10 protein-coding genes and 1 tRNA gene are annotated in these 13,391 nt (G+C 38.6%); 7 read left to right on the top strand and 4 right to left on the bottom strand.

Going from position 1 to position 13,391, the window contains the following annotated elements:
- Positions 1 to 200: 200 nt before the first annotated feature.
- Positions 201 to 1,781 carry a phosphoenolpyruvate carboxylase gene (gene ppcA / locus AOB57_RS13875; RefSeq protein WP_054298205.1) on the bottom strand — a complete coding sequence of 527 codons (1,581 nt, stop codon included), beginning with the start codon at positions 1,779 to 1,781 and terminating at the stop codon, positions 201 to 203.
- 524 nt (positions 1,782 to 2,305) lie between these two features.
- On the opposite strand from ppcA, the gene hcp reads away from it, so the two are divergent.
- Positions 2,306 to 3,934 carry a hydroxylamine reductase gene (gene hcp / locus AOB57_RS13870; protein ID WP_054298204.1) on the top strand — a complete coding sequence of 543 codons (1,629 nt, stop codon included), beginning with the start codon at positions 2,306 to 2,308 and terminating at the stop codon, positions 3,932 to 3,934.
- Between the two features lie 284 nt (positions 3,935 to 4,218).
- Here the strand turns inward: hcp and AOB57_RS13865 are convergent, their stop codons facing one another.
- Together AOB57_RS13865 and AOB57_RS13860 are read right to left on the bottom strand one after the other, a co-directional pair.
- Positions 4,219 to 4,959 carry a hypothetical protein gene (locus AOB57_RS13865; protein WP_054298203.1) on the bottom strand — a complete coding sequence of 247 codons (741 nt, stop codon included), beginning with the start codon at positions 4,957 to 4,959 and terminating at the stop codon, positions 4,219 to 4,221.
- A gap of 275 nt (positions 4,960 to 5,234) precedes the next feature.
- Positions 5,235 to 5,306: transfer RNA gene (locus AOB57_RS13860), tRNA-Cys, on the bottom strand.
- A gap of 472 nt (positions 5,307 to 5,778) precedes the next feature.
- Here AOB57_RS13860 and AOB57_RS13855 point away from each other — a divergent pair.
- The 4 genes from AOB57_RS13855 (at position 5,779) to AOB57_RS14730 (ending at position 8,411) form a co-directional block, all read left to right on the top strand.
- Entirely contained in the window at positions 5,779 to 6,351 is a 573-nt protein-coding gene (locus AOB57_RS13855) for an HdeD family acid-resistance protein (protein ID WP_054298202.1), read from the top strand.
- A 364-nt stretch (positions 6,352 to 6,715) separates the two neighbouring features.
- Entirely contained in the window at positions 6,716 to 7,042 is a 327-nt protein-coding gene (locus tag AOB57_RS13850) for a hypothetical protein (protein WP_054298201.1), read from the top strand.
- Positions 7,039 to 7,875: a radical SAM protein gene (locus tag AOB57_RS14735; protein ID WP_226999536.1), complete on the top strand. Its 837-nt coding sequence runs from the start codon at positions 7,039 to 7,041 to the stop codon at positions 7,873 to 7,875. Before AOB57_RS13850 ends, AOB57_RS14735 begins: the two co-directional genes overlap by 4 nt.
- Positions 7,876 to 7,880: 5 nt before the next feature.
- On the top strand, positions 7,881 to 8,411 hold the full coding sequence (locus AOB57_RS14730) for an SPASM domain-containing protein (RefSeq protein ID WP_226999535.1): 531 nt from the start codon (positions 7,881 to 7,883) through the stop codon (positions 8,409 to 8,411).
- A 150-nt stretch (positions 8,412 to 8,561) separates the two neighbouring features.
- Here the strand turns inward: AOB57_RS14730 and AOB57_RS13840 are convergent, their stop codons facing one another.
- On the bottom strand, positions 8,562 to 11,405 hold the full coding sequence (locus tag AOB57_RS13840; protein WP_054298200.1) for a tetratricopeptide repeat protein: 2,844 nt from the start codon (positions 11,403 to 11,405) through the stop codon (positions 8,562 to 8,564).
- A 224-nt stretch (positions 11,406 to 11,629) separates the two neighbouring features.
- Here AOB57_RS13840 and AOB57_RS13835 point away from each other — a divergent pair, with 224 nt between their 5' ends.
- Both AOB57_RS13835 and AOB57_RS13830 read left to right on the top strand, forming a co-directional pair.
- Positions 11,630 to 12,433, top strand: coding sequence for a restriction endonuclease (locus tag AOB57_RS13835; RefSeq protein ID WP_054298199.1), 804 nt, complete (start codon positions 11,630 to 11,632; stop codon positions 12,431 to 12,433).
- 60 nt (positions 12,434 to 12,493) lie between these two features.
- Positions 12,494 to 13,294, top strand: a complete 801-nt coding sequence (locus AOB57_RS13830) for a restriction endonuclease (protein ID WP_054298198.1) — start codon at positions 12,494 to 12,496, stop codon at positions 13,292 to 13,294.
- Positions 13,295 to 13,391: the final 97 nt, after the last annotated feature.

Raw genomic sequence — 13,391 nt, 5'->3', positions numbered from 1 at the left:
AGAAGATGTGAACTGGATTTTAATTCGGATTATAAAATTCTAACATTGCTTTTTTAAAGTTCTTTTTTCTACTTTTGATTCTTTCCATTCTTCCTTCAAATTTTCTCTTCTTTTTGAGAGGTGCCGCCAGACAAGCTGGCGGAGGCATATGTTATATGTTTAATTCCAAAAAGGTTCTAGGGGGTTAAGGAGATTTTTCCTTAACCGAGAGCCTTCCTGATTTTCCCCATTTTGGTCAGGGTCGAGCACACAAGCTGGGAAACTTCCTCATCCATGCACTCCTCTGCACTTCTTGCCTGGAGAAGGTCGGGCTGCATCATTTCCAGCAGGATGCGGTATGAGGGTTCGGGTCTGGTTTCAAGGTCAAAGACCTCACGCATTATCTCAATATCTTTGCGGATTTCTTTCAGGCATGCTTCGGACAGAAAGCGCGAAGCTACATTGAGGTCAAGGTATCCGGATGCAAAATTCAGGTCACCTGCAAGTGAAGGAAAATACTTTGTAAGTAAATTTTCACAGGCGGCTTCTCCGAGTTTTTTCCGAGCTTCTTGAAGAGCTCGTCCTGTGCCTATGAATTCCGGTGGCAGGCCTATGGAATAAAGTGCACCTGTGAACTTGATCGCCCTGGGAAGATGGAGGTTTTCGGCAGGCATGCTGGCTTCAAGCTCTTTTCCTATATCGGTACGACAGAGTTTGACAACACCCGAAATGTTAGGAGCATTTCTTGAATAGCCGCCTGTTCCTTTATGCATAAGACGGTCTCGATGCTGGGGGAGAAGATCAGCTATCCGGTTTATCATGGGAGCTAGCTGCCTGAGAATCCGGCTGTATCCTGTCCCGAATATCCCTATGAGATTTACGATTTCTTCTTTTTCCTCGGCTGAAAAGAGTTCAGGCATCTCCGGCAGTTTTGCCTTTGCAAGATTTACCAGGGCTTCTGCGTCGCCTTTTTTATGGCTGTACCTTAGGGCGGACTGGAGAGTAATGGTTTCTATTCCCTGGCACTCCCTGAAGAAATTTTCTGCGTTTTTCAGGTCAAGGTGTCCCCTGAAAGGCAGAGTCCCTGCTCCGAAGATAATCCCGATTTGGGTGTCGATTTCAGAATTTAGCTCGGAGAGTCCGTTTATTGCGTATTTGCAGGATAATGTGCTTGCAACATGCCCGAAAGATAGGGCAGAATCAGATTTGCCCAGAAATACCCTGAACCTGTCCGGCGCTGCCCCAAAACGTTCTTTCCAGGTATGTATCGCGTTTTCGACAAGTTCTGTTGCATGTAGCAGTGAAGGAGCGTCTTCGATAAGAGGAATTATGCGCGGTACTTCCATTGAGAACCCGAATTCCTTTTTTGCAAGTTCACTTACATCTATCATATGTTGCTGGGCTTCAAGAATTTCCCTGACACTGTCTGTCATGGGATGCACGAACTCATTGATTGCCTGGACGTCCGGATACTCATGTGCATTGTAATTAGCCTCTGCAATCGACATCATAACCATGAGTTGCCTGAACCGGTTTTCTTGAACTGCACTTGGAGCCCTCGGCGTGATGAAAAAGTCCTTTCCGGGCACAAGGCCAGTTTCCTCTATAAGTTTTGATACAATCTGGACATTCTGATGGTAAGGTGTAGCCTTTCCCTCGTAATCCGGCATGTATTCATCACAACCGAAGATCATTGCAGCTTCTATAGCTTCTTCAGGTTCTTCCTGTGTTGCGATATATTTCGATGCCGAGTCAGGGTGCTGGGTGCACATTATCTTTGGAAATTCGGTTTTACTGCTCATGAAAAGAACCCTCACTGTGTAAAGCTTAGCCCTGAAAATTAGCTGCTGAACTCAATATTGAATTATTATTGAAATCGATATAGTTACTACCTGCTGTTTTTTAGCGCAGGTAAATGATCTTATTGTTAACCATTAAATATATGCAAACTGGTGTCGGAGAATAACGTTTACTCAAAGATAAAGATTTCCGTTTACAATAGGTTGACATATAGGCACTTGTTCTGAAATTACAGTCAGTAAGCACTGGCATTAAATAGAGATGGTGTAAGGTGGTATAAAATTCGAAATTCCAGATAAGAAAGATGCAGTAAAAACAAGCCTTGTAGAGATTACAGAAATAACAGGTACCTACTTGGAAACTGTTTCGTATATATTAGTTTATATCATTTTGTATACTAAATTATGATAATAAATATACCAGCATGAAATGATGCTATATTAAGTATTTTAAAAACTTAAGAATTCCCAATAATTTTTAAATAAAGAAAACAGGAATTTCATTGCAAACAGGTTGAGGTGAAGAAATGTTCTGTAACCAGTGTCAGGAAGCACTTAATGTAAAGGGCTGTACAAAAAATGGGGTATGCGGTAAAAAAGGAGAAGTTGCAGATCTCCAGGACAGGCTGCTCTATATACTCAAAAGTATCTCTTTCTATAACCTTAAAGCAAGAGCTGCAGGCGTTAATGAAGAAGCAACCGACAGATTTGTGCTTGACAGCTACTTTGCAACCCTTACGAACACCAATTTTGATAAACAGGAATTTGAGTCTCTTATAAACAAAGCGTTTAAGCTCAGAGACGAGATCAAAGGAAAACTGCCAGCTGAAGTTCTAGCTGCTGAAAAATCCCTGCCTGCGGTGGCTACGGTTACTCCGGAGAATATAGGAAGCCTTGATATCGCAGTTCACTCCACGCAGGACGAGGATATCAGGTCTCTCCGGGAGATTCTGACCTTTGGACTGAAAGGTCTGGCTGCTTATGCTCACCATGCGTATGTTCTGGGATATAAGGATGAAGGAATCTATGAGTTCATAGAAAAAGGGCTTGTCTCGACTACGGACGACAGCCTGGATATGGAAACCCTGCTCGGAATGGTTCTGGAATGCGGAAAAAAAGGCGTATCCGTGCTTGCCCTGCTCGATAAAGCAAACACAGAAACCTATGGAAACCCGGAGCCGACAGCGGTTAATATTGGAGTCAGGGACAGACCCGGAATTCTCATTAGCGGACATGACCTCCGGGATCTGGAACAGTTGCTTGAGCAGACAAAAGGCACAGGAATTGATGTTTATACGCACGGGGAAATGCTGCCTGCAAATGCCTACCCTGCCTTCAAAAAATACGATAACTTCGTAGGCAATTACGGGAATTCATGGTGGAAACAGTATGAGGAGTTCGAGAAGTTTAACGGTCCAATTCTTATGACTACAAACTGTATAATCCCGCCAAGAGAGTCGTACAAAAATCGGATTTATACTACAGGTGTCGTTGGATTTGAAGGGCTTACCCACATATACGAAAAAGAAGACGGTACTAAAGATTTTTCCCCTCTAATCGAGCAGGCAAAAACGAGCAAGCCACCTGAGCCGATCGAAAGCGGAACTATAACCGCAGGTTTTGCACACGAGGCAGCTCTGTCGGTCGCGGATAAGATTATAGACGCCGTAAAAACCGGGAAGATAAGCAGATTCGTGGTTATGGCAGGTTGCGACGGCAGACATAAAGAAAGAGCTTACTATACCGATTTTGCAAAAGCCCTGCCTGAAGATACCGTAATTCTTACTGCAGGCTGCGCCAAATACCGATATAATAAACTCGATCTCGGTGACATCGGAGGAATTCCGAGGGTTATCGATGCCGGACAGTGCAACGACTCTTACTCACTTGTGGTAATTGCCCAGAAACTTGCAGAGGCTTTCGGGCTTGAGAACATAAACGACCTGCCGGTCTCGTATAATATAGCCTGGTACGAACAAAAAGCCGTGCTTGTTCTGCTCGCCCTCCTGAGCCTTGGCGTAAAAAATATTACCCTCGGCCCGACACTTCCGGCTTTCCTCTCACCTAACGTGATTAAAGTGCTGGTTGAAAACTTCAATCTCAGACCCAATACAACCGTTGAAGAAGATATGAAAGTGCTTCTGAAACAGGCCTGAAACCAGGCAGCTAGAAAAGTGAGCCTCTTTTAAGAGGCTCCGTCTTCAATTTTTTGAAAAATAGCCTGGACCGCAAACCTTTTTAAAAAATAGCTTGGATTGCAAACTTTTTAGAAAAAAGTTTGATCACAAGCCTTTTCAAAAAAGGCTTGAGCGAAAACCCCGAGCAACGGCGTGATAAACCGGCGCAACGGTTTCGGCTTAACTTTTGGATTTAACGATCTTATCCCCAAACCCTATCCAGCGTGATCGACCGGCGCAACGATCGCTGTACAACGGTTTTGTTAAACTATTCTGAGCCTTTTATTTAGTCTAATTTCATGGTAGCCGCAGTTTCGGCATTTAAAATACCTGATTTTCTTTCTAAGAGCACGATTTAGTACGTCCATATCCCTGTATTCTTCTATTGCATGTTCTTTCCCGCATTCCTCGCAGGTATCTTCTTTTAAATTACTTTGTTTTTTTTCGTGATGATGATTTACTGGTTGAGGTTCGATTTTTATATCCTCATACCCGCAGTTTCTACAATGCCAGTATTGTGTTAAGGTTTTTGTGTAGGTATCTATTTTGCTTTCCTCTTTTACAAGCGGAGCCTGAAACTCCTCAAAAACGAAATGTTTTCCGCATTTTTCGCAGTAAGAATCCGTAAAATAACTTGCCATGGCTCTGTAATAACCAAACATATAAAGAAAAATTACTTCTGAGACAATTGTTAGAAATCTTCCGGCTGATAGAAGACCTTCGGATTGTACAGGGAAATATATAGGGAAAATCATAAAAAACAGGAATAATAATATTGAGAAAAGAAGAAGTATTGAGAATAGCCTGGCTCTTTTTTTAATCTTTTCTGGTCCAAGCTTATTTGCAAGATTGATAGCTTCTTCCCTGCTTTCAGGGCTGTACCTGGGGTTTAGCCTCTGGCTCATTTCCACGATATCGTTTTCAGGATCTATTCTATAGTTGACACCATCATATATAGCCTGATACGAGCCTGGTGGAAACCTTATGCGTTTGTCTTTTGCCAATAGATCAGCTGCCCTTTTTTTATTAGATTAGCTGTTATTCATGACTATTTTTTATATATCTCAAGGCATGATAAATGTTTTTCCACCCCAATTCCGCTTTGGGAAGATGCCACCCTTTTCGTTCACTTCGTTTTCTCAAGAGGCTAATTCATGGCAAAAGAAGTTGCTTTTTAATTCGTTAAATGAAGTAAAAGGATAGAAAAGTTAACAATATTAAAAAGGTGGAGAAATAAAAATTTATTTTAAAAAAGAGATAATCCTTAAAGAATAGAAGAAGCCAAGGTCCGGATTTGAACCAGGACTGAATCGCTCTGCTGGCGATTGCGTGACCCCTCCGCCACCTTGGCAGACTGCACATTTTTATACAGTATTCGGAGTATATAAATCTTTAGATTGATTGCATTTAATCGACGAAGTTATGCTTTCATTTTGAGAGCCCGCAGTCCCTTTCACTCCGTTGCGCTTCGCCCAAGAATATGATGCCCGAAATATCTACAGGATGTAAGAGATGCTTCTGGTTTACCGACGATATGCTTTGTCCGGCAAGAAGATAAGAATGAATTTATGGGATTTGAAGCAGGACTCTTATAAGGTTTTTAATTCAGTGATCATACCTGCACGTATAACTTTTTAATTCACATCTATCCTTCATTTATTGCTTACTCCTCATTTATATTTCTCATAATATTATATTCTCTGAATAATATTATATGATAAATTTAAACTCATTTTTGCCGGTACATAATATGGAGTAAATGTGGATTAAACGAAGGAAGACAAACGACTTTTTGCAAAGTTCGGAAAAGGGAGATGGGATATATGGAACAACCAGTTGATACCGATTCCAGAATAGAGTTAAAAGTGCCGCAGGAACCAAAAGTACCTCAGGAACTCTGGTGGTCGGTTCTTCTGGAAGGAATTATTGCTACTATTATAGGTATTTTCCTCTTATACGAGCCTATAGCAACCACTATTCTGTTAGTACAAATTCTAGCCATTTTCTGGCTAGTAGAAGGAATTTTTTCTGTTATAAAGGCATTGATTTTTACAAAGAATGGGAAATGGAAGTTGCTTTCAGGTATCTTGAGCATTATTGTGGGAGTTGTAATACTGATGTATCCTATCATCAGTCCCTACATTGTTCTTAGATTACTCATGGTCTTCATCGGGATTTTAGCTCTTGTCAACGGTGCTGTGATAATTACTTCGGCACTTAAAGGGGGAGGGTGGGGTACGGGAATTCTTGGTGTGCTTACCATAGTCCTGGGTTTACTCCTGTTAACCAATTCTCTGGCTGGAGTCATTGTTCTGCCATGGGTATTCGGAGTCTTCTTTGTTATCGGGGGAATTGGAGCAATTATCTGGGGAATAAAAATGAGAACCAGAAAATAAGATTGCTGTAATGTATTTTTGTGTTCTGTTTAAGTTAAAGCTCGATTAACCTTAAAGCTTAATGTATATAATTTCTAGAAGTAAAATTTCCGTGGAAAGTTTTTAGCAATTTCAATAGTCAAATATTAATATTAACTGGAAAACCAGAAGATTGCGAAGGATAAATGCGCTTACTTCTGAATATAGGTCTTTTAAGTTTAACATATATATTATTTTTAAAATATTATAAACAAGAATTTCATCTGTAGTTAAATGTTTATACTATCAATCAGTATTAATTATTAACATAAGTTAGAATGTTTTTGAAGTCCGAAAAAGTCCGAAAAATAGAAACATTTTCTAATAATTGACAGGGGTCAAAATAATGAGTAAAACTAAAAAAGAAATCAAATCGACAGACACACGGTCTCGTGAAGAGCTCAAGCAGCAGGTCATTTCTAAAGCAGAGACGAATCCGGCTGCGAAAATTAAAGTTGTTGAGGAATCTGCTGATATTGTCCACTTGGTATTGCCCCAAAAACTGGAAGCAGCCAGTGGTGGGTGTGTCGGATGCGACGGTGTAGGAGGTTGCGGATTCTGCGAGTGTAATAGCAATATCGGTGATCGGGTACAAATCAGGGACCAGGTACAAATCAGAGATCAGGTACAAATTAAGAATCAAGCACAAATTAAAAATAAGTTACAGAGATGAAACCGTCAGCTTATAATTTTGTCTGGTCAACCGATGACCCGGAAAAAGCAATAATTTTTAATAGTCTTACTACGGCACTGGCTGAAGTGAGAAAGAGCCGTATAGGCTTATTGAACGTTCCTCAGTTTGATTATGCTCTCCTGCCGGAAAACGAAAAGCAATTCGTTGACGAGCTACAAAAGGGAGGATTTGTCGTTGACGATACTGCCGACGAACTGAGAACGGTCAAATTTAACTATAACAGCGATAAATATGACAGCCTGATAGCCAGGCTGGTTATCGCTCCCACTTTAGCCTGCAACTTTGCCTGCTCCTACTGCTTCGAACAATCCGAAAAAAGCCAGAGCGGGAAGAGTGAGCAAAATGCTTTCATGCCAGACGATGTAAAACAGGATTTACTCAGCTATATTGAAAAAATAGTAAAGACTGGAAAAAATATATTTGTAACCTGGTACGGCGGCGAGCCTCTCCTCGCAAGAGAAATTGTTTTTGATTTATCGCAGAAAATGATTGCCATTGCGGAAGAAAATAACGTTGAGTATTCAGCCGGCATGGTTACTAACGGCTACCTGATTTCCAGAGACCCTGACATCGTGCCGAATCTCAAGAAGAACAGAATTAAGTTTATCCACGTTACCCTTGACGGACCCCGCGAGGTGCATGACAGCCGCCGAATGCTTAAAGGAAGCAACGGCACGACATTCAACCGGATTCTTGAAGGAATCAAGCTTCTGAAGGCAAACGGTATCGAGACATATATTCGCGTAAATATCGACCGCTCCAACATTGATAAGATCAGCAGACTCCTGGATGTGTTAAAGAAAACGACCTGAGTGACGTGTTCATCTACCTGGGCCAGGTTATACCCTATACGGCAGGATGCAAATCGTATGAGAGTTCCTGCATGTTGACCGAAGAATTTTCGGCAATAAACCAGCAATTTTATAAAAACCTGAACCTCATGGGATTTGACGCCGGCAGAGAGTCCTTTTATCCGAGCTTTGCCCGCGCCTGCGACGCCAACCGGACGAACGCTTTTGTCCTTGACCCAGATGGGGACATGTACAAGTGCTGGACCGAAATAGGCAACAAAGCTGCAAGCATCGGAAAAATTGGCGACCTGATACTACAGGACGAGGAGAAAGGAAACCGCGAAATCCAGTGGCTTGCCTGGGAACCTTTCGAATATTCGGAATGCGTGAAATGCAAAATACTGCCCATCTGCATGGGAGGCTGTGCCCATCAGGCTATGTTTATTAACAGGGGCAGACCCGAATGCAAGGAATGGAAGTATGGGCTGGAGAATTATGTTCGGAGTATGTTTTTCTCTTTGAAGGCTCAGAGAGCAGCTATTGATAAATCTTGTTGATATGGCCGAAAGATTGTTATAGTTATCGGAAAAATACTGATTTCCAAAAAAATATTCCAGAATGGAGGTTCTTTAAAGAAAACTGAAAAACATATTCCTGCAAGGTTATGTACTCGGATTAAAAAAGAAGCAAAAAGAGAATTGTAAATATTAGTTATCCTGCTTTTTGACAACCCATTTACCATTATCTAAAACCATAGTTCCAGATTCTATTAATTCTTTTATTACCTGTACTTTTAATTCCTTTAGAGTATCCACCAACCGTTTAGCTTCCTTAGTACGTATGTGGTCAGTACCTAGTTTATTTTCGAATATCTGCAACGAGCGTTCAAATAAGGGTAAAGCATAGTCTCCCCTTCCAACATATCCATAAATACATCCTAGATCCTGTAGTGTTATTGCATAATCAACGTGATCAGTTCCCAGTGTTTTACCCCGAATATCAAGTGCCTGTTGGCAAATTGAATGTGCTTTTTTAAATTCTCTTTTGTCAATATAGAGCCTTCCAATGTTGCTAAGAATTAATGCAGTATCGGGATGTTCCTTTCCAAGACGATTATTAGCTATATTTAAGGCTCTTTGGTAAAATTCTAGTGCTTTTTCGTAATTTTCCATTTTGCGATATGTTTCTGCTATATTATTTAGTATATTTACAAGCATTGGATTATCTGATCCCAAACTATGTTCAGTTATTTGTAAAGCTCGTAGATATGTCTCTAATGCATTATCGTACCTGAGCATATATTGGTAAGTAGCTCCTAAGTTGGATAGGGTTTGTGCAATACCTATATGATCTTCCTCTAATCTTTCTTCTGCAATTTCAACAGCCCTATGATTGTATTTCAAGGCTTCTTCAAGGTTGCCCATTATAGTACACAGTACTCCCAAACTAGACAGATTTTTTGCAACGTGGGGATGTTTAGGACCAAGCTTTTTTTCTCTTATATTAAGTGCTCTTTGAGCTAGGGAAAAAGCTTTTTCATAGTTACCTAAATGCTGATGAATTGCTGCCAGATTTTCTAGCGTAATCGCAACTTCGAGGTCTTCTTCCCCTAAACGAGCTTCTCGAACATTTAAAGCTTCTTGACATAGCTCCATTGCTCTTTTATACTGGCCTAAGTATTGATAAGTATTCGCCATGTTTTGTTGTACAAGTGCAATATAAAGAGGATCCTCATTAACAATATTTTTGACAATTTTCAGGACTTTTTGTTGCAGTGTAAGTGCTTTTTCATATTCCCCAATACTCAGAAAACAGTTTGCTAAATCGTTAGATACCATTGCAATTGAATGGTCGTCAACTGTAACATCGTTATTCTCTAATATTTTTTTACCTATATTTTTTTCAAATATCTTTAGAACTTGTTGGTAATAAGAGATTGCTTCTTTATATCGACCTCTATCTTCATTTAGGAAAGCTAGTCTCCTCATGAAAATCCCAAGATAAATATTTTCAGATCCTACCTTTTCTTTTAATATTTCTACAAAATCTTCATAAATAGAATAAATTGTTTTCCAATATCCTGCTTTGTCAAATAGTTCAATATTTTTGATAACCCATACACCTAATTCTGCGAATTTTAATGCTTCTTTTGCATGATAATAAGCTTCGATTAACGCCATCTCATGCTCTGGTGTGATTGATTTAATATCAATGTCTTTGATTTTGTTACTATAGTAATTATGCAAAAATAGATGGACTTCTTTTCTATATGTCGGATCTTGATGTTCTTGAAGACTTTTCCGCATTAACTGGTGGAGTGAAAAACTCCCATCTGTGACCTCTTTGACAAAAGAATATTTAATTAAGTCTGAAAATTCATAAATTGAATAGGTTGGATTGAATTTTTTTATCAATAATTCGAATAGATTCCGATCCCATGAATTCGGTGCTGAGAGTACATTTAGAGTCCTAATTTCATTTTTATCAAGATATTTAACAAATTTTTCAAAAACCTCTTTCTTTGTACCTGCAAAGTCTTTAGCTTCTGGCTTTTTGCTCCGACAGACTTGCTCGTAGGTATCAACAGACAGATTAAGATAATATGGAACTCCTTCACTTGCTTTAACTATCACATCTCGAATGTCTTTCTCTTTTACACCACATTCTATTAAGAATCGCTCACTATATCCTTCTGATAGATCCTCTATAGGATACTCTTTCATGCACATTTCCCAGTCTTTTTCATCTTCTGCCCACCGTGATTTAATCTGTTCTCTCCCACATATTACCCATGAAACCCCTGGCATATTAGGGATTAGGCACTTTCGTATCCATTTATCCTTTTCACTGAAACTACCTACTCCCCGCCAGTCTTTCCAAATAGCTTCATAAGTATCAATAAAAATACAAACTCTTGAATTTGTGCCTAAATTACTTGTAAAATCTGCAGCAAAAATACCTGGTAATATCTTTTCAATTTCGTGGGCTTCCATAGATTCAAGCTTTTTAATATCTATAGGCAATTCTTTCAAAAACTTTAGGGTGTTTTCTGGAGCATTGTTTATAATATCAAGTATCCGTTTTACAGGTATTGATAGAAAAGACCCAAACACAGTTTCATTAAGAGCATTTAGTATATCATAAAAAAATCCATCTTCTTTAATTATTGGATACGTCTCATTTTTTAAGGGGATTTCAGGCTGACTTTTTTTCGAGAATATTGCGTGAGCCAAGTTAAATCTATAGAACCTCATATTGTGTTGCTTTATCTGAATTTTATCCCTGAGTGCTACTAAAAAGGTACTCACATTTCTGTGATATTCATTTTCCAGATCCATGGATACCCAAAGAATATCAGGGTATTCATTATCCAGTATACTTTGTAACTCACGCTGCAGTTTGCTTTTACCGATGCCTGCTATGCCATAGTAAAACAGAGCATTATAATCTTGATTAGGGTTTTGAATGAAGTTTTTAAAATTATCAATGCAGGTCTCGCGATCAACAAAAACCCTTTCCTTCCTAAAATAATCAGTCGGATGAAGTGCCATTTATAAAATCTCCACTAGCTTAATTCCCATTTTTACTTCAAAACTTCTGTTGAAAAAATTTATAATCCCAATACTATATAAGTTTTAAATAAAAACAGAATAGTTATGTATTTCCTTTCTCTTTATCAAATACCCAGAAAATACAGAAAAAGACTTTTTTTATAAATCCTGTATTATCAATGCTTTTCGAATAAAAGTGAATATGTCGGAACTAAGGAGGAAATATGTCTAAGCAAATGTATAAGTGGGAAGAGAATGAGCAAGAGCTAGAGGATTATATTGTAAGCGTTTTCGAACGTATGTTAAAAAATGATAATTTAAAAAATTTCAAAATTGAAAAGAATCACGTCGAAATTGGACAGGGTGGGTTTGAGCATAAATTTGATGTTTTTTATGAGGTTAAAATAGCGGGAGTATCCATTAAAGCTGCAATAGAATGCAAATATTATAATAAAAGAATAACAGAAGAAATGGTCAGAGATTTTAAGTCTAAACTTAATGAATGCAATAATATTACTGGTTTTATTCTAGCTACTAAAAGCTATAATGCAGGAGCAAAAAAATTTGCGGATCTTAATAATATAAAACTGATAACTGATGATCAGTTACCAAATATACCAGGACTATTGTTTTTACACACTGCCTGTGCTGTGCCAGACTCAAGTGTACATGGTGACCCATTTTGGACTATTATGAGAGTAACTAAAGATGGGAAAAATACAGGTTCATATTATTCACTCAATGGCGACGAGTTCAATGTGTTAGAAATTATCGTCCACGAGCGATACAGGCCAATATTCTTATTCATATCAAAAAAGACTGCTGAGAGAGCATTAGAAGCCGATGGGGCAAAGGATTGTGCTGTTTTTGGAGTTAGTCGACAACAATTGAAATGGATTTGTCTCCTGTCACAGTTTTTTAAATGCGAATTACTAATCTGCAGCGTTTTGTCACTTGACTCAAATGGATGTCTCTTTGCGGTAAAACACTCATACGATGAAATTTTAGCTGAATATGATTTGGAATAATATTTTTTTTGTGTCTTTCTTATGGAAGAATATAGTTTCAAGATTTACTAAGGAGGAAATATGTCTAAGTCGCAAGAAGCAGGTAAGGAGTTAGAGAATTATGTTGAAAACGTTTACTCAATTCTGTTGCAAAACGAGCATTTAAAAAATTTCAAAATAATAAAGAACCACAAAGAAAGAGCAAAATCTGGAGCCCTACATGAGTTCGATGTTTTTTTTGAAGTTGAAATAGCAGGAGTAACTCACAAAGTCGCAATTGAATGCAAAAATTACAATAAAAATGTAGAAAAAGAAAAGCTCGACGCTTTTAAGTCAAAACTTGATGGTTGCAACATTAAGACTGGTTTTATGATCGCTGCGAATGGATACCAAAAAGGAGCTAAACTAGAAGCAAAATTCTATGGAATAGAGCTAATAACTACTGAAGATTTGCCAAATATATATCCACTAACTCTTAACCATGTGAAATGGCTTCTGCCAGACGAAAATACATATGGAGATCCATATTGGACTATTATGGAAGTAACTGAAGATGGGAAAAATAAAGGTACATATTATTCACCTAGTAAAAAGGTAGCACTATATATGTCGAGATATTATCCTCATGAGGAGACGACACTTAATGGGGCGATAGCATTATTCATATCGAAAAAGTCTGCTGAAAGAGTATTAAAAGCCGATGGGGTAGAGAATTGTACTGTTTTTGGGGTTAGTCGACAACATTTGATAGCACTTTGCGACACTGCGAAAGATTTTAATCGACCATTTGCGATCGCTCTCGACTTCGGATTAGGGAAAGACGGCAGGATCTGTATGCTTGAACAGTCATATGATCAAATATTAGATAATTTTGGCATGTAATAATTTCTTTTTTAATATTGATAAAACTCATGTAGTTGAGTGAATTTAAAACCTCTTATTTTTTTAATCTTTTCATACTATACTTTTCTAAATTCGG

Source organism: Methanosarcina flavescens (assembly GCF_001304615.2).
Taxonomy (GTDB): domain Archaea; phylum Halobacteriota; class Methanosarcinia; order Methanosarcinales; family Methanosarcinaceae; genus Methanosarcina; species Methanosarcina flavescens.
Note: the sequence above shows the minus strand (reverse complement) of the source record. Positions and strands in the feature narration are given on the sequence as shown.

Coding starts and splice junctions, on each gene's coding strand:
- ppcA (WP_054298205.1), bottom strand. CDS start 1,781: ATGAGCAGTAAAACCGAATTTCCAAAGATAATGTGCACCCAGCACCCT.
- hcp (WP_054298204.1), top strand. CDS start 2,306: ATGTTCTGTAACCAGTGTCAGGAAGCACTTAATGTAAAGGGCTGTACA.
- AOB57_RS13855 (WP_054298202.1), top strand. CDS start 5,779: ATGGAACAACCAGTTGATACCGATTCCAGAATAGAGTTAAAAGTGCCG.
- AOB57_RS13850 (WP_054298201.1), top strand. CDS start 6,716: ATGAGTAAAACTAAAAAAGAAATCAAATCGACAGACACACGGTCTCGT.
- AOB57_RS14735 (WP_226999536.1), top strand. CDS start 7,039: ATGAAACCGTCAGCTTATAATTTTGTCTGGTCAACCGATGACCCGGAA.
- AOB57_RS13840 (WP_054298200.1), bottom strand. CDS start 11,405: ATGGCACTTCATCCGACTGATTATTTTAGGAAGGAAAGGGTTTTTGTT.
- AOB57_RS13835 (WP_054298199.1), top strand. CDS start 11,630: ATGTCTAAGCAAATGTATAAGTGGGAAGAGAATGAGCAAGAGCTAGAG.
- AOB57_RS13830 (WP_054298198.1), top strand. CDS start 12,494: ATGTCTAAGTCGCAAGAAGCAGGTAAGGAGTTAGAGAATTATGTTGAA.